The sequence below is a fragment of the Acinetobacter towneri genome, assembly GCF_001758345.1.
GTDB classification, from domain to species: domain Bacteria; phylum Pseudomonadota; class Gammaproteobacteria; order Pseudomonadales; family Moraxellaceae; genus Acinetobacter; species Acinetobacter towneri_A.
On record NZ_MKQS01000005.1, the window covers coordinates 118,147 to 133,669 of the forward strand.

Sequence of the window (15,523 nt, forward strand, 5' to 3'; positions counted from 1 at the left end):
TTTGACTAATCCCAAAGCATCACAAAAATGCTTCCAACACCGAATTTAAAAACACATGCCCTTGCGCGGTACATGCCAATCGCTTCGGATCATCCTGCAACAATTGCCGCTGACGCAATGTATTTAAAATATCCTGCAAATCTTCCAAATTTAAACCTGTACGGGCAGCATACAAGTTTGCCTCAACCCCATCATTCAGGCGCAGTGCATTCATCATAAATTCAAATGGCAACTCATCTTCTGTAATTGCTTTAAACTGCAAGTTTTCCGCAGGTACTTTGGCTAAGTAATCTTTCGGCAAACGGGTTTTTTGGAAGCGATACACACCATCAGGCAAAGTCACTTTACCATGTGCCCCCGCACCAATCGCCAAATAATCGCCAAACTGCCAATAATTTAAATTATGTGCAGACGGCAACTCTTTACGCCATGCAGACACTTCATAATTCACAAAACCTTGCGCAGTTAAATAGGCTTCACCCTGCGCTTGAATTTCTTCCAAGACATCATCTACAGGTAAAATTGGCTGAGTGCGGAAAAATACGGTATTAGGCTCAATGGTCAATTGATACCATGAAATATGCGTTGCACCATGTTCCACTGCCAGTTTTAAATCCTGCAGTGCTTGCTGCAAAGTCTGTTCAGGCAAGCCATGCATTAAATCGACATTAATTCGCTGAAAGCCCGCTTCACGCGCCAAGCCAATTGCGGCAATCGCATCATCATTAGAATGAATACGCCCTAATTTTTTTAAATGCTCAGTATTAAAACTCTGCACGCCAATCGACAAACGGTTAATGCCTGCAGCCAAATAATCTGCAAAGGGATCATGCTCCACTGTACCTGGATTGGCTTCTAACGTAATTTCGCAGTCATCTTCAAAAGCCAGCACGGCTTTCAGTTGTGTAAATAACCATTGATAACCCTGTGCTGAAATCAGCGAAGGTGTACCACCGCCAATAAAGACACTGTGGATTTTTCGACCCTGCGCAAACTGGGTCTGGGTTTTAAAATCTTCCAGCAAAGCCTGTAGATATTCTTGCTCTAAATCTAAACTCAATTTACCTTCAGGCACAGCATGTGAATTAAAATCACAATACGGACACTTACGCACGCACCACGGCATGTGAATATATAAAGATAAAGGAATATCAATGGGATGAAGTGGGTTCAAAGACAGGCTCAATGCAAAATCAAAACAGTGATACAGATTTTAACATGACTACAGCAAGACACCGATGTATTGCCTAGAATTTGCTTTAGACTAGGGTGTATTGAATAAGAAAAAATGTGAAAATGATGAAGATATCCAGCCAATTACTCTTAATTTTGCCACTGGCGATGGGCATCGGGATTGCAATGGCATTTCAAACTGCAATCAACAGCCAATTACGTGAATATTTATATTCTCCGCTACAAGCTGCCCTTTTCTCTTTTTTGGTTGGTACAATAGTTTTAGCCATACTGGTATTTTTTCAACAAGTCGAGAAACCCAACCTCAGCACCTTGCTCAACATTCCTTGGTATTTATGGATTGGCGGATGTTTAGGGGTTTATGCCATCAGCATGAGTATTTATAGTGCTCCAAAACTAAGTTTGCTTACTTTGTCTGGGGTGATTATTTTTGGACAAATGGTCACCTCAATGCTGATTGATCATTTTGGGTTCCTGGGCACTGAGAAAGTTGCTATCAACTGGCAACGTCTTTTAGGTAGCGTGGTGATTTTTATTGGTGTGCTTCTCACTTTACAACGCTAATACCCAAACGCTAAGCACCTCAGGCATTGAGATTTTTTGTGTCAAATATACATTCTGTGACCACGACCCGTTTTGAATTAAAACAGCTTTTTCAACTGATGATTCCAATTTTGGTCACACAATTTGCGCAAGCAGGTTTAGGTCTAATTGATACCATTATGGCAGGTCACATGTCTGCCACAGACTTAGCTGCTATTGCTGTTGGGGTTGGTTTATGGATGCCCATTATGCTGCTGTTCAGTGGCATTATGATTGCCACCACACCCCTAGTCGCAGAAGCCAAAGGCGCACGTACCCCAAAAAAAATTGCCACCTTCGCCCGTCAATCTTTATGGATTGCATTTATTTTAGGCGTGATTGCAGGACTGATTTTACAGCTCATGCCTGCACTATTGCCGATATTTGGTGTGCCTGAAAATTTACAGCCCAAAGCAGGCTTATTTTTACATGCCATCGGTTTTGGGATGCCTGCCGTGACTATGTATGCCGCTTTGCGCGGTTATTCAGAAGCACTGGGCTATCCACGCCCTGTGACTTTGATTAGTCTGTTGGCATTGGCTTTATTGGTTCCACTGAACTTTATGTTTATGTATGGTTGGGGGCCTCTGCCTGAACTGGGCAGTGCGGGTTGTGGTTTTGCCACCGCGATTTTGCAATGGTTAATGTTTATAACTTTGGCATTTTATATTTTTAAAAGTCGCGCCTATCAAAGCACACAGATTTTTAGCCAATGGGAAGCGATTGATGCGGTCTGGATTAAACGTATTTTGCTGTTAGGACTGCCAATTGGTTTAGCCATTTTCTTTGAAGTGAGTATTTTTAGTACTGCCGCTATTGTGATTAGCCCTTTGGGAGAAACCAAACTGGCAGCCCATCAAATTGCCATGTCGGTCACATCTCAGTTATTTATGATTCCCATGTCTTTAGCAATTGCTCTGACCATTCGTATTGGCACCTATTATGGCGAACAAAATATTCATGCCATGCGTAAAGTACAAGGCTTGGGCTTTGTAACTGCAACTGTATTTGCCTTTTCCACCATGGCACTGATGTGGTTTTTCCGTCCTGAAATCATTTCAATTTACACTCGTGACCCGCAAGTGACGCAAGTGACGATGTCTTTATTAATATTTGYGATTGCCTATCAACTCATGGATGCCTGGCAAATCAGCGCAGCGGGTTGTTTGCGTGGCATGCAAGACACGCAAGGCCCAATGTGGATTACCATGCTCGCTTATTGGGTTGTAGCCTTTCCCATTGGTGTGTATTTAACCCGTTACAGCAGTATGGGCGCTGCAGGGGTTTGGGTCGGACTGATTGTCGGTTTAAGCATTGCCTGCGTGTTACTTCTGACTCGTTTATATTTCAATAATCAGCGACTAGAACGCCAGTTTTCAGCATAAACCTCAGCCTACTCACCCGCATGCTGAAAGACGTTTTTGCATGGGAGTCTTGTGATCAAAAAATACTTTAACAATTAAAAGTAGGCATTTTGCTCACGAACACTTATGATCAAAAGATAGTAAAGATGATCTTGAGGAACATCGCATGGCAAAAACGGCGCGCACACCCGGTCGTCGCTTTATGAAACTTGCGAGCATGACAGCAAGTATTGCAACCAAAACGGTAACGAACTCGTTAAAAAACATCACCGCAGATGAAGAACAAAAAAATGCGGCTCGCAGCCAATTGTTTCAAGATATTGGCATCCAAATTGCTGATACCTTAGGCGAAATGAAAGGTGCGGTGATGAAAGTCGGGCAAATTGCCTCGCAATATAAAGATATTTTTCCGCCTGAAGTTGCAAAAGCCATCAGTAAATTACAGCGCCAAGCACCTGCCATGCCTTTTGCTGAAATTAAGGCACAAGTTGAAAAAGAACTCGGTAAACCGCTCGACAAAATTTTTAAACACTTTGATGAAACTCCGTTTGCAGCCGCATCTATTGGGCAAGTGCATAAAGCCATTTTACCCAATGGCGAGCAAGTGGTGGTCAAAGTGCAATATCCTGGGGTCGATGAAGCCTGCGAAAGTGACCTGAAACAAGTCCGTTTGGCACTGCGTTTAATGGGTGTACTTAAAATAGACCGTAAATTACAAGACCGTCTATTTCAGGAAATTCAGGAAAGTTTAGACAATGAGCTGAATTACCAGATTGAGGCACAAAACCTAGAAGTAGCGCGTACGTTTCATGCGGCTTTGGATGATAAAATTATTATCCCGCAAGTGTTTAAAGACTATTCATCACGGCATATCCTCACATTGAGCCTAGAGCAAGGTGAAAGTATTGAAACGGCAAGCACATGGCCACAGGGTATCCGTAATACTTTGGGACGACGTTTATTGCGTGCCATGGGCCAAGAAATCTTTTATTTAAAACGCTTTCATTGCGATCCGCATCCGGGCAACTTTGCGTTTCGCCAAGATGGTTCTGTGGTGATTTATGATTACGGCGGCGTCAAAACTTTGTCGAATGATGTAGTTCATCATTTTAGACAACTGATTCATGCTGCACGTGCGCAAGATATTGCCGCAATTGAACAGCATTTAGACGCACTACAGGCCATTTCTGCATTGGGCAAATTCCCTGAAGATTTATATTTGCAATGGTTAGAAGTGCTGATGCGTCCACTCACCACACATTATGATTTTGCTGAAAATTCTGCGCATCATGATGGTGTTGAGTTGGTCAAAATTTCACTGAAATATTGGGATGTGTTTAAGCCTTCTCCCGATACATTAATGGTGAATCGTACCGTTTCAGGACATTATTGGAATTTAATTCATTTAAAAGTACATGATAATTTAAATGATATTTTTGAAGAACTGGTTCCACCACGAGCTTAGACTCAGCTTTGGACGAAGCAAAGGATGCTGAAAATAAAACTCAATCTGTTTGGGTTTTATTTGCTAAATCAATTGTTATGTTATAACATTTCTCAAATTGCACACTTAGTTTGGAGAAATCTCATGCGTCCGAATATCCACCCTGAATATCGTGAAGTTTTATTCCACGACACCAACGCCAATGCCTATTTTGTGATTGGCAGCACCTTACAAAGCAGCCAAACCAAAGAGTACGAGGGCAAAGTTTATCCTTATGTGACTTTGGATATTTCAAGCGCATCGCATCCGTTCTACACAGGCGAGCAACGTCAAACTAGTAATGAAGGACGTGTTGCGAGCTTCAACAAACGCTTTGCACGTTTCAAACGCAAAGCTTGAGTTTTATTGCAAAATCTCACAAACACTTCATATTCAGTTAAGCTTTTTGTTTTATATTTTAAAAATAGCAAGATTGCTCATCGAAACGATGGGATATCCTCTATCTTCAAAGCCCAAGCACTCTCCTCCAGCTTGGGCTTCTTTTTTATTTGTAATTTTCTTCTACATAACGATTAATCGGGTACAGACCCTAATTTAATGTTTTAAAAACTGTTGAATTACATAAAAACCCAACCCTAGAAACATCACGCCTAAAACCACACTAGAAAGCGCATAACTAAACGCCATCCCCTGCTGTCCATGTCTGAGTAGTTGCCAAGTTTCCAAACCAAAACTAGAAAAAGTGGTAAAGCCACCTAAAACACCCACCATCAGTAATAAACGCGCTTCCTGCTGTAATGCGGGATATTTTTGACTATATGCAAAAAATACACCCGCTAAAAAACATCCGAGTAAATTCACTGTCCATGTGGCCCACGGAAAATGCTGGGTAGATTTAAATAAATATAGGCTGGCGGCATAGCGTAAAATTGCGCCAATTGCACCGCCCATTGCCACCAAAAGCCAATTCATTGTGTTTTGAATCCTAATGAAAAAAAAGTGGAATGAATGAACCATCACCGCACAATTAAAGCTTGGTCACACTATACAAGAATCATGATTTTAAATGCCATTTTACACTAAAAAAACACATAGACTTTGCTATAAAAATTGCGCTAGTCTGCATATTATTTTTAAGCGCAATGGAGAACAGGATGGCTCAGGAATTATTGACACAACTTGAAGCAGGCACTGCAAACTTTTCCGATGTGCTTACATTTATTGAAGCACATTACAACCACACGCCAACTGCTTTTAAAAATGGGCAACAGCTCAACGCTGCCAATGAAAATCAAGGCAGTGCCAAGATCTTTTCATTTGCGAAACTCAATGGCTTAAATCAGGTGCAGACCCTCAGCCTATTTGCAGAACATTATGCTTCGGTACTTGCAACACCTGAAGGGACTGATCATCAGAATATCCGCCAGTTTATGCAGCACGGTTGGGATGGCGTTCAGTTTGAAAATCCAGCCCTCAGCGCCAAATAAAAGCAATTTTAACTAAGCAAAAACCGCATGAAAGTTAAACCTAATCATGCGGTTTTTTATTAGGGATGTGTATGTTTCACGTGGAGCAATACTCAAGCTATTTACCGTGCATGAGATACTGTTTCGGCAAGTATCTGCAATTCAAAACTCCAAACTTAAAACATCACACTCAGCTTTTGACTTTTTCAATCCACTGAATCGAGCTAACGCGAAACACTTCGCAAGCACCATCACCCGTATCGGTTGGTGTAAGAGAGGACGTCCAAACCAAGTCGTGATCTTTCACTTCGACCAACTCACCTTTTAAACGCACCAAATCACCACGTTTTACTTTTTGAATGTCTTTGGCAATTTTTGGGTTAGCAGGAATGATGTGCATATTAGATACCATTTGCATGGCTTGTTCAGCAGGCACAGGTAAACGGTCTATTTTCCAGTTTAAATAGCGGTCATATTGATTGACTGTGATATGACGGGCAATTTCAGGCTCAGCAAACAAGCCCCAACTTACCGCATAATCAATCGGAGAAAATTTGGCTTGGGCATCATCTTGATAGACTTTTGAACCCAAAATCCGAAAGTCACCTTTAAAGGGTTGCAACACTTCAATCGACTGACTTTTCAATACAGGAGGCAGACCTTTGGCAATATTACGCTCGACTGAGGCATAGACAGAACATGGCGAAGCCAGAGTCATTAACAATGCCGTGAGTTTTAGCGAAATATGTGTGTTCATCTTAAAATCTACCTAACAAATTCATCTATCTATATTTATCTTAATCACAGATCATGAATACAATAGTTGAAATTGGTAACAAAATGCATTCATTCGCTTAATCTGGCATGACCAAAAACCTGTAATTTCAGCTAAGCTTAGGGTCATAAAATCCATAATCAGATCCGCACATGCTCTATAAATTTTATCAAAAACATATTTTTCCGCACTTGATGAATCAGGTCATGCAAACCCCATCCTTAATGGATTTACGTCGTGAGCTTTTATTGGACGTAGCGGGTGAGGTTTTGGAAATTGGCTTTGGCACAGGTTTAAATTTACCTTTTTATCAAAGTGTAGATACCGTGTATGCCTTAGAACCCAATGCAGCAATTTTCCAATTGGCGCAGCAACGAATTGATGCCGCACCGTTCGTGGTTGAGCACATTACCGCAAGTGCAGAACAACTGCCTTTTGCAAATGATCAATTGCATCATGTGGTGTCCACGTGGACCTTGTGCAGTATTCCAGACCTAGAACAAAGCCTACGAGAGATTTATCGCGTCTTGCAACCAGGCGGTACTTTGCACCTCGTAGAACACGTTTTAAATCGACAAAATTTGAATGTTCAGCGTTTACAACATCTGCTCACGCCTCTTCAAAAAAAAGTTGCAGATGGCTGTCACTTAAACCGTGACATTGAAAATACCCTACTGGAAACAGGTTTTGAATTGGGTGAAGTCCAATATGTTGATACTGCAGGTATCCCCAGACTTGCACAGCGCATGTTATTGGCGCGAGTACATAAACCTTATGCAACAGCGTGAGAAAATATTCCCGATCATTTCAGCACATAAAATAAAGATGATTAAAGTTGCTGTACGCAGCAGCAACTTCAATCACAGTCCTCAAAATCAATCCGAATGGTTTCAAAACGCAGTCTGCCCTGCTGAATGGCCTGCGCAATTGCTTGCTGACCTTTAGTCAAACGTGCGCCGCCACTTTTAATATCAATCAAGACAATGGCAATATCTTCGGCACGCCCATCGMCATCACGATAATCGGTATAGCCATCGAATACGATATAATCAACAGGATCACCTAAAAATTTTGCATCACTCGGTAAATACTGAAACTCGGGCATAATCGGTGCCAATTGCTCTGCCATTTTGCCTTTCAGCACCGCACGACTGGTATTCACACTGCGCTTTTGTGCCTGCAATAACGCCTGCTGATGCGCCAGTTCAATTTCTGCAATATATTGTTCGTACTCGGCTTTAATCCGTCCATTGCGGCTATTACTTAATATTAAGGTGGTCAGCACCACGCCGATACAGGCACCCATCAGCATTGCCATCCAGATTGACATAAAACCTTCCTAAACCTTTTTTGCAGAACTCGATACGACTTTTGTCAACTGTCATATTCCGAGCACAAAACAATGATATGCTAGGGATGAGCAGATTAAAATCGATTCGAGGGTCATGAAAACTATATTAATTGCCAACCAAAAAGGTGGCTGTGGAAAAACCATTACGGCTATTAGTTTAGCATCTGCGCTTGCACAAAAAGGCTATAAAGTTGCTTTGGCGGATGCCGACAACCAAAAATCTGCACTGCAATGGTTAAAACAACGACCAGAAACAGCCGCTCCAATTCAAAGTTTAGATTGGCGTCATGAAAAGTCGATTGGCGATGCACCCAAAAACATTGAATATTTAATTATTGATGCACCTGGTGCGTTATCGGGTGAGCATGCCGAGCAATTGATCAGTGAAGCACATGCCATTATCACGCCACTACAACCTTCATTTTTTGACATTGACTCCACCCGTCGCTTTTTAAAGCATTTACAAGATATTAAGCGCATTCGCAAAGGCAAGGTACAAATTTTATTGTTGGCCAACCGTGTTAAACCCAACTCTGCCAGCTCTAAAGATATTCAGGACTTTTTCCAGAAAATTGAACAACAACCTGTGGCTTGGATTTCAGAACGTGCCGCTTACGGACAATTGGCCATGCAGGGTCTCAGTATTTTTGATAAAACCCAAAAAACTTATTTACAGATGCAAAACCAATGGCAACCTGTATTAAACACCATTGTAGATGACCCTAGCCAATGGTTTTAATGCATACAGTCACCACCATTTAGAATTTATTCACCAGAACTTACCAAGCTCTCGTTTTCGGGAGCTTTTTTTTCAGTTAATATGGCAGATGACCTTAGGAATGTTTCAGTGAATTCAGTGCAACAATACGCGCCAACATTACAAAAAATTTTATTGTTTGGACTGTTTTTTGTCCTGATTTTTTTGAGTTTTCACATCCTCAAATACTTCATTGTTCCTGTTGTTTGGGCAGCGATTATTGCCTACATGAGTTGGCCACTGTATCAATCTGTGCTGCGTCTATGTGGTCAGCGACCTACGCTCAGTGCAGCCCTAATGATGCTATTGATTACTTTGGTGGTGGGAATTCCACTCACCTTTGCCATTTTTATTCTGCAACATGAAGGTCGTAATTTATATTACGAATTACAAAAACAGGTCTTTTCTGGGCACTTAAATGTCCCTGATTTCATTCGCAATTTACCCATTATTGGTAAAGAAGTAACGCGTACCCTTAAAGAAATTAATCACGACCCGAACAGCATTGTGCAATCCATTTCCTTATGGATTCAAGGGCATTTAAATTACGGCAAAGTGGTGATTAATGAAGTTAGCAAAAACCTGATCAAACTGGGTTTTGCCCTGCTGTCATTATTCTTTTTCTACCGCGATGGTCACACCATTTTGCATCAAGTCAGCAAAGCGCTAGAAATGGTGATTGGGCCACGTATTCATCACTATTTAGATACTATTTCTGAAACCACACGTGCTGTGGTTTATGGCGTTGGACTCACTGCAATTGCGCAGGCTTTACTCGCAGGCGTAAGTTATTTTGTCGCTGGGGTACCTAATCCGATGGTGCTAACCATTGTGACTTTCTTATTTGCGCTGATTCCGTTTGGCCCACCTTTAGCTTATGGTTCGGTGTCGCTGTGGTTATTTAGCCAAGGGCATACCATGGAAGCCATTGGTGTGATGGCGTGGGGCGTGTGTGTGGTCAGCACTGCTGATAACGTGATTCGTCCTTTGGTGATTTCGGGTGCCACTCAAATTCCATTCCTGTTGATCATGTTTGGAGTTTTAGGTGGAATTGCCAGTTTTGGTCTGATTGGTCTATTTATTGGCCCTGTGATTTTGGCAGTCTTACTCGCTATTTGGCGTGAGTGGTTGCATGAAAACAACAATGAAGGATTAATGATGCCCAAAGCTACCCTTGCGCATGATCTCCCTGAAGACGATTCATCATCCAATTCAAAGCTTGATTAAGCTGTTTTACTGATCATATTGCTCACATGGCTGTGTTGATCTGAATAAATCAGCTCAACACAGTACATACATACTACTACGCATACGTTGTATTGTAACGGAGCTAACTTTGCTTCAATCAAGACATCCCTAAATATTATGCACAACAAATAGGATGTCTTTTATGCGCTCAATACTCAAATTTGCCAGTCTTGCTGCTTTTAGTGGCCTAGTACTCATGGGTTGCAGCACCACCGCGACCACACAACAAAAATCTAAAATCTTAAAAATGCATGCTGTTTCAGCACAAGGGATTGGCAAGGAATTAGGTACGGTTGAACTGCGTGACAGTGCAGCAGGCTTAGTCATTCACACCCAACTCCAACAACTCCCTGCAGGGGAACGAGGTTTTCATATCCATGAAAAAGGTTCATGTGCAGCAGCAGAAAAAGATGGAAAAATGGTTGCTGCTTTGGCAGCGGGCGGACATTTTAATCCCAAAAATATCCCGAATCATGGTACACCGCTGACAGGACATTTAGGGGACTTACCGGCTTTAAGTGTTGCAAACGACGGAACAGCCAAAGTGACCGTGATTGCACCCCGTTTAACATTGGCACAAGTTGAAGGATTGGCCTTGATGATTCATGCAGGCGGTGATAACTATGCCGACCATCCAAAACCATTGGGCGGCGGCGGTGAGCGAATTGCCTGTGGGATTATTTAAGCGAGCATGATGCATTTTCAATAATACATTTATAACCAATTGTGGATAAGTTGAGGGTTATACACATGCCTTTCGACTTATCCGCAAAAAGTAAAATTTATCTTTTTGAGGATTATTCTCAAACGACACTCAATGCAGCTCTTCTTGCTTTATATCGGTCGTATTTCATAACCACACTTACTCGTTTTTGAATAACTTGCTACTAACTTGCACAAAATTAGCTCAATTTTGCAGCCATCGTATCTAGTTCATCAATGTGCAGAGCTCGCAACAGCTCGTCTTTGCGATTGTCACTATTTGCGCTACACTGCTGTTTTATCGACATGAAAAAGATTTGGGCATGAACATTAAAACATTACGTTTGGTTGGGTTCCTAGAAGGTATTTCATTCTTATTGTTGTTATTTATTGCTATGCCCATGAAATATATGTTCGATAACCCAATTTTAGTGAAATATGTAGGTATGGGACACGGCGTATTGTTTATCGCATTTTTAGTGGTGCTTTTTGTGGTTTGTGAAAAACAAAAATGGTCTCTTAAAATGTTTATTTTGGGCTTAATTGCTTCAATTTTACCTTTTGGCCCATTTGTTTTTGATGCTAAATTGAAAAAGATGGAACAACCAGTACAAGCTTAATCTGCAAGTCCTTTTCAGCTTTCTTCACACCACACATTTTCTCAAATTTAATTTATAAATCAAATGTTTGAAAGGTGATGCCACATCACCTTTTTTTATGATGCAGCTAAAAAATTTAAACCCTTAAAACTGCCCTGCAGCAACTCGCTCCTGCATCACCTGTTTAAGCATCATGCGTGGCAAACTAAACCAGAGCGTTATCAGCACCAAACAAGCCAAACTATACGCCCAAATATCAAACCGCATATATAAAACACGTACCAGTTCAATCACAATAAAAAAGCACAGCATCAATAGCATTGAAACACTAGCAGCAACAGTACCTTTAGACACTTCCGATGACATTAAGGCGAAACGGTATAAGACTGAGAAGCTCATTCCCTCACCAAAACTGATCAAGCTCATACCAATCACCAAACACCAAACAAAATAGCTTTGCCAAATTGCCCCCAATACGATCAGCACACTACCCAACAACATTAAAGGTAAACCAATCAAGACTGTTTTTCCTAAAGGTAAACGGTCTATGACTTTCATCAGTACCAGATTGCCTAAAATCAAACCACCCAAAACAGGAAACTGCGCCAAACCATATTGCAGACTACTAAAGCCCAACTCGTCCACCAGCATCACGGGAGATAACGCAATCCACAACATTAAAGGCATGCTCAATAAGGGCAGTGCCAATGTAAAACCTAAGAATCTGGTATTTTGAAAAACTTGCTTAAAATCATCCCATACATCTCGAAATGGAGGTTTGGAAATACGCTGCTGATTTTCAGGCATTTTGGCTTTCAGTCCAAACCAACTCAAAAATGCCAACAGCGCTATGCCGATAAAACCCCAATGCCAAGAAACATGCTCAATCATAAATGCACCTAAGACTGGACCGAGCAAGGGAGCAAGTAAAGACACGTTCGCCATGAGTGCCATGACTTTAATTGCATCACGTTCTGCAAAGTTTTCCTGAATAGCCGCATAACCAACTGCACTAATGACTGACAAACCAAAACCTTGAAAAAAACGAAGAACAAGGAAGCTTTCAATATTCTGAGTCAATAAGATCAATAAACAGGTTAGGGTAAAAAATGCCACGCCGCCCAATAATACTTTTTTGCGTCCCAAACGGTCAGAGAGTGGCCCCAATAACCACGCCACACAAGCACCACCCAACAAATAAAATGACATGGAAGAAGCTGCCCATGCACTACTGACACCAAAATCTTGTGTGATGGCCAACATTGCGGGTTGAACCAAGTCATTGCCAATATAAACCGCGAACTCAAACAAGACCAAAGCCAAGGGAAACATGAGTGTGGCACGTTGAATGGTATTTTTTTGCTGCTGTGGCATGAGTTATAAAGGACAAAACGATGCAACTCAGCCGCGTTTAGCCCATAAAAATAGAAAATTGAGCTGCAGTTTAACAGAGTTGAATGGCAAATTTATGGCGCATTTTTTAAGTCCGTTAAATAAATTGCGGCACTTGATGTGACATCAGACCAAGTTAGGCATCACCTCCTTCAGCGGGTTAAGGCGATACCGTATTGCCCAATTGATAATATGAAAATACCGAAAGTACAGGATAAAACTACCCACGGCAATGAGGCGATCATTACAGTGTAGAAATGCTAGCGTTTTGATGGATATGCTAGGCTCACACATTTTTGACTAGAATGAAGTCATCCTAAATAAAAGCTGTGGATAAGAAGAGTATTATCCACAGGCGCTGTGTTACATTTTTTATCCCAACGTTCAAATTCATTTTACAGTTCAAACATCTGGCCTTAGATACAAGGTTTATCTAAGCTCTACAGCAATTTAAGGACATTTTTTACTTTGGAAAGTCTTGGTATTTTTACCCCGTGCGCATAAGTAATCGGTTTGCACATCGCCCTGCTGCCATTGTCCATTTATATTTTTAAAGTGATAAATGCTACGAATTGAGCGCACCGAATCATCCATTAAGCCTGTTTCGGTAATTTTCACTTCAGCCGCAGTTGGTGCTTCGACACGGTTAAAGTATTGACGAATCTCTACGGTAGCCAGTTCTTTACGCAAATCTGGACGTTGTTTGAGTACCTGCGCCAATGGTGTTTCTGCAGGCGTTACTTGTGAAATAATGTTTTGCGTGGTCGCACAACCTGACAACAACGCAACACCCAATGCCGAAACCGTGATTAAACGCAACATAACCCCTCCAAAATATTGATTATTAATTATGCTTCCATGATGCCCTGTTAGCGCAAAAACGCTAGCATAGAAATGTAAAATTAAAACGAAAGCATAAAAAACGCATCTCAAGGATGCGTTTTTCAATTCACTACAATTAATTTGCTACATCTCATTCACGAAAATCTGATCACGCAAATAAATGAAAGGCGCAATGAATTACAAATCAAATAATTTGCCTGGATTCATAATGCCTTGAGGGTCAAACACCTTTTTCAGCGCTTTCATATATTCAATTTCTTCAGCCGAACGTGAATATTCCAAATATGGTTTTTTGGTCATGCCTACACCGTGTTCTGCAGAAATTGAACCATCATATTTCTTTACAGTATCAAATACATACTTATTCACTACCTGACATTTGGCAAAGAATTCATCTTTGCTTAAATCGGCAGGTTTTAGAATATTCAGGTGCAAGTTACCATCACCAATATGACCGAACCAGCAAATTTCAAAATCAGGATAGTTTTCTGCCACAATTGCATCAATTTCCTGAATAAATGCAGGAACATGAGTAATCAATACTGAAATATCGTTTTTGTATGGAATAAACGGTGCAATCGACTCAGAAATGTCTTCACGCAAACGCCATAAGCTTTCAACTTGGTCTAGGCTTTGGCTCAATACGCCATCCATTACCCAGCCTTGTTCCATACAGTGTTCGAAAATTTCCATCGCCTTGTCCATAATTGGCTCAAATGGCGCTTCAAATTCAAGCAACACGTAAAATGGACATTGAGTTTCAAATGGACGTTGCACATGACCATGATCTAAAACTTTTTGCATCGCCAATTCCCCAAAGAATTCAAATGCAGTCAGATCAATTTTGGCTTGGAAGGCGTGCAACACTGGCATCACCGAATTAAAATCAGGCACACCCAACACCATGACTTGTAAATCTTGGGGTTGGCGTTCTAACTTAATTTCAGCTTCGGTCACTAAACCGAGTGTACCTTCACCACCAATAAATAAATGTTGCAGCGCATAACCCGTTGCGTTTTTGATCATGCCTTTATTAAGACGCAGGATATCTCCTTTGCCAGTGACCACAGTCAAACCTAGCACCCAGTTACGAGTCATGCCGTACTTAATGACTTTAATACCGCCCGCATTGGTGCCGATATTACCGCCAATTTGTGAAGAACCTGAAGATGCAAAATCGACTGGATAATACATGCCTTGTTCTTCGGCATAGTTTTGTAGTTGCTCAGTCACCACACCCGCTTGCACACGCACCATACGGTCTGCAGGGAAAAACTCCAAGATTTGGTTCATCTTGTCCATGCTAACGACAATTTCACCATTGGCTGCTACCGCACCCGCAGATAAACCTGTACGTCCGCCCGATGGGGTAATGGCCACATTAAATTGATTCGCCAGTTTTACAATGGCTTGCACTTGTTCCGTGCTAGATGGAAAAACGATGACCGATGGATTCGGATCAAAATGCTTTGTATGGTCACGACCCCAGTTTTGGAGGCTATCGGCATCCGTTTTAATACGGTTTTCACCGACTATTGCCGTTAATTGGGTCAATAATTCAGGGGTTAAAGCGACTGGAGCATTCATCGTTTGCAGACCTAGCAAGAATTAAACAGGAAGAAAAGCGACTGTCTGCATATCTTGATCAATTTGAAGATACTGCAGACTAAATATGTGCATCAAAGCAACAGCGTGGGTTGGCTTTCATGTGTGCCGCTTATTATAAGCGATTTTTTTGAAAAACCTGTGAATATTGGCAATTCCGATAATATAACGTGGTCAGAACAGGGTAATTTTGGGCAATAT

The 15,523-nt window shown here is 41.4% G+C and carries 17 protein-coding genes and 1 pseudogene; 10 read left to right on the plus strand and 8 right to left on the minus strand.

Features of this window, described 5'->3' with window-relative positions; genetic code table 11:
- Nucleotides 1–19: 19 nt before the first annotated feature.
- Nucleotides 20–1,174, minus strand: a complete 1,155-nt coding sequence (gene hemW, locus BJN41_RS03770; RefSeq protein WP_074964448.1) for a radical SAM family heme chaperone HemW — start codon at nucleotides 1,172–1,174, stop codon at nucleotides 20–22.
- Nucleotides 1,175–1,296: 122 nt separating this feature from the next.
- Between hemW and BJN41_RS03775 the strand changes: the two genes are divergently transcribed.
- From BJN41_RS03775 to BJN41_RS03790, 4 genes are all read left to right on the plus strand, one after another.
- Nucleotides 1,297–1,758: a DMT family transporter gene (locus BJN41_RS03775; protein WP_070153402.1), complete on the plus strand. Its 462-nt coding sequence runs from the start codon at nucleotides 1,297–1,299 to the stop codon at nucleotides 1,756–1,758.
- Nucleotides 1,759–1,796: 38 nt separating this feature from the next.
- Nucleotides 1,797–3,161, plus strand: coding sequence for an MATE family efflux transporter (locus BJN41_RS03780; protein WP_070153405.1), 1,365 nt, complete (start codon nucleotides 1,797–1,799; stop codon nucleotides 3,159–3,161).
- A 145-nt stretch (nucleotides 3,162–3,306) separates the two neighbouring features.
- Nucleotides 3,307–4,605, plus strand: a complete 1,299-nt coding sequence (locus tag BJN41_RS03785; protein WP_070153408.1) for an ABC1 kinase family protein — start codon at nucleotides 3,307–3,309, stop codon at nucleotides 4,603–4,605.
- Nucleotides 4,606–4,728: 123 nt separating this feature from the next.
- Nucleotides 4,729–4,983: a type B 50S ribosomal protein L31 gene (locus BJN41_RS03790; protein ID WP_019836896.1), complete on the plus strand. Its 255-nt coding sequence runs from the start codon at nucleotides 4,729–4,731 to the stop codon at nucleotides 4,981–4,983.
- 195 nt (nucleotides 4,984–5,178) lie between these two features.
- Here the strand turns inward: BJN41_RS03790 and crcB are convergent, their stop codons facing one another.
- Nucleotides 5,179–5,556, minus strand: a complete 378-nt coding sequence (gene crcB / locus BJN41_RS03795; RefSeq protein WP_070153411.1) for a fluoride efflux transporter CrcB — start codon at nucleotides 5,554–5,556, stop codon at nucleotides 5,179–5,181.
- A 182-nt stretch (nucleotides 5,557–5,738) separates the two neighbouring features.
- Between crcB and BJN41_RS03800 the strand changes: the two genes are divergently transcribed.
- Complete coding sequence (locus tag BJN41_RS03800; protein ID WP_070153414.1) at nucleotides 5,739–6,071, plus strand: HopJ type III effector protein; 333 nt, start codon at nucleotides 5,739–5,741, stop codon at nucleotides 6,069–6,071.
- A 169-nt stretch (nucleotides 6,072–6,240) separates the two neighbouring features.
- Here BJN41_RS03800 and BJN41_RS03805 read toward each other — a convergent pair whose 3' ends face one another.
- Nucleotides 6,241–6,768 carry a hypothetical protein gene (locus BJN41_RS03805; RefSeq protein ID WP_141730366.1) on the minus strand — a complete coding sequence of 176 codons (528 nt, stop codon included), beginning with the start codon at nucleotides 6,766–6,768 and terminating at the stop codon, nucleotides 6,241–6,243.
- A gap of 209 nt (nucleotides 6,769–6,977) precedes the next feature.
- Here BJN41_RS03805 and BJN41_RS03810 point away from each other — a divergent pair, with 209 nt between their 5' ends.
- Nucleotides 6,978–7,613 carry a class I SAM-dependent methyltransferase gene (locus BJN41_RS03810; RefSeq protein WP_070153419.1) on the plus strand — a complete coding sequence of 212 codons (636 nt, stop codon included), beginning with the start codon at nucleotides 6,978–6,980 and terminating at the stop codon, nucleotides 7,611–7,613.
- Nucleotides 7,614–7,681: 68 nt separating this feature from the next.
- On the opposite strand, the gene BJN41_RS03815 is transcribed toward BJN41_RS03810, so the two are convergent.
- The gene (locus tag BJN41_RS03815; RefSeq protein ID WP_070153422.1) at nucleotides 7,682–8,155 is read right to left on the minus strand and encodes a Holliday junction resolvase-like protein; all 474 of its coding nucleotides are present in this window, start codon (nucleotides 8,153–8,155) and stop codon (nucleotides 7,682–7,684) included.
- A 115-nt stretch (nucleotides 8,156–8,270) separates the two neighbouring features.
- On the opposite strand from BJN41_RS03815, the gene BJN41_RS03820 reads away from it, so the two are divergent.
- The 4 genes from BJN41_RS03820 to BJN41_RS03835 all read left to right on the plus strand — a co-directional run bounded on the left by BJN41_RS03820 (nucleotide 8,271) and on the right by BJN41_RS03835 (nucleotide 11,503).
- Nucleotides 8,271–8,915 (plus strand): ParA family protein, encoded by a 645-nt coding sequence (locus BJN41_RS03820; protein ID WP_019836190.1) that lies wholly within the window; start codon nucleotides 8,271–8,273, stop codon nucleotides 8,913–8,915.
- A 108-nt stretch (nucleotides 8,916–9,023) separates the two neighbouring features.
- Nucleotides 9,024–10,160 (plus strand): AI-2E family transporter, encoded by a 1,137-nt coding sequence (locus BJN41_RS03825; protein WP_070153426.1) that lies wholly within the window; start codon nucleotides 9,024–9,026, stop codon nucleotides 10,158–10,160.
- 217 nt (nucleotides 10,161–10,377) lie between these two features.
- Nucleotides 10,378–10,866, plus strand: a complete 489-nt coding sequence (gene sodC, locus BJN41_RS03830) for a superoxide dismutase [Cu-Zn] SodC (protein ID WP_249399394.1) — start codon at nucleotides 10,378–10,380, stop codon at nucleotides 10,864–10,866.
- Between the two features lie 340 nt (nucleotides 10,867–11,206).
- Nucleotides 11,207–11,503 (plus strand): DUF3817 domain-containing protein, encoded by a 297-nt coding sequence (locus tag BJN41_RS03835; protein ID WP_070153801.1) that lies wholly within the window; start codon nucleotides 11,207–11,209, stop codon nucleotides 11,501–11,503.
- Between the two features lie 123 nt (nucleotides 11,504–11,626).
- Here BJN41_RS03835 and BJN41_RS03840 read toward each other — a convergent pair whose 3' ends face one another.
- The 4 genes and pseudogenes from BJN41_RS03840 to BJN41_RS03850 all read right to left on the minus strand — a co-directional run bounded on the left by BJN41_RS03840 (nucleotide 11,627) and on the right by BJN41_RS03850 (nucleotide 15,304).
- Nucleotides 11,627–12,856, minus strand: coding sequence for an MFS transporter (locus BJN41_RS03840; RefSeq protein WP_070153430.1), 1,230 nt, complete (start codon nucleotides 12,854–12,856; stop codon nucleotides 11,627–11,629).
- Between the two features lie 181 nt (nucleotides 12,857–13,037).
- A pseudogene (locus tag BJN41_RS15300) lies at nucleotides 13,038–13,147 on the minus strand (pirin family protein); the annotation flags it as partial.
- Nucleotides 13,148–13,324: 177 nt separating this feature from the next.
- Nucleotides 13,325–13,696: a hypothetical protein gene (locus BJN41_RS03845; protein WP_070153440.1), complete on the minus strand. Its 372-nt coding sequence runs from the start codon at nucleotides 13,694–13,696 to the stop codon at nucleotides 13,325–13,327.
- A 198-nt stretch (nucleotides 13,697–13,894) separates the two neighbouring features.
- On the minus strand, nucleotides 13,895–15,304 hold the full coding sequence (locus tag BJN41_RS03850; RefSeq protein WP_004974544.1) for an FAD-binding oxidoreductase: 1,410 nt from the start codon (nucleotides 15,302–15,304) through the stop codon (nucleotides 13,895–13,897).
- Nucleotides 15,305–15,523: the final 219 nt, after the last annotated feature.

Bases quoted from the DNA above. Each gene is read 5' to 3' on its own strand.
- BJN41_RS03775 (WP_070153402.1), top strand. From the start codon at position 1,297: ATGATGAAGATATCCAGCCAATTACTCTTAATTTTGCCACTGGCGATG.
- BJN41_RS03785 (WP_070153408.1), top strand. From the start codon at position 3,307: ATGGCAAAAACGGCGCGCACACCCGGTCGTCGCTTTATGAAACTTGCG.
- BJN41_RS03790 (WP_019836896.1), top strand. From the start codon at position 4,729: ATGCGTCCGAATATCCACCCTGAATATCGTGAAGTTTTATTCCACGAC.
- crcB (WP_070153411.1), bottom strand. From the start codon at position 5,556: ATGAATTGGCTTTTGGTGGCAATGGGCGGTGCAATTGGCGCAATTTTA.
- BJN41_RS03800 (WP_070153414.1), top strand. From the start codon at position 5,739: ATGGCTCAGGAATTATTGACACAACTTGAAGCAGGCACTGCAAACTTT.
- BJN41_RS03805 (WP_141730366.1), bottom strand. From the start codon at position 6,768: ATGACTCTGGCTTCGCCATGTTCTGTCTATGCCTCAGTCGAGCGTAAT.
- BJN41_RS03810 (WP_070153419.1), top strand. From the start codon at position 6,978: ATGCTCTATAAATTTTATCAAAAACATATTTTTCCGCACTTGATGAAT.
- BJN41_RS03820 (WP_019836190.1), top strand. From the start codon at position 8,271: ATGAAAACTATATTAATTGCCAACCAAAAAGGTGGCTGTGGAAAAACC.
- sodC (WP_249399394.1), top strand. From the start codon at position 10,378: ATGGGTTGCAGCACCACCGCGACCACACAACAAAAATCTAAAATCTTA.
- BJN41_RS03835 (WP_070153801.1), top strand. From the start codon at position 11,207: ATGAACATTAAAACATTACGTTTGGTTGGGTTCCTAGAAGGTATTTCA.
- BJN41_RS03840 (WP_070153430.1), bottom strand. From the start codon at position 12,856: ATGCCACAGCAGCAAAAAAATACCATTCAACGTGCCACACTCATGTTT.
- BJN41_RS03845 (WP_070153440.1), bottom strand. From the start codon at position 13,696: ATGTTGCGTTTAATCACGGTTTCGGCATTGGGTGTTGCGTTGTTGTCA.
- BJN41_RS03850 (WP_004974544.1), bottom strand. From the start codon at position 15,304: ATGAATGCTCCAGTCGCTTTAACCCCTGAATTATTGACCCAATTAACG.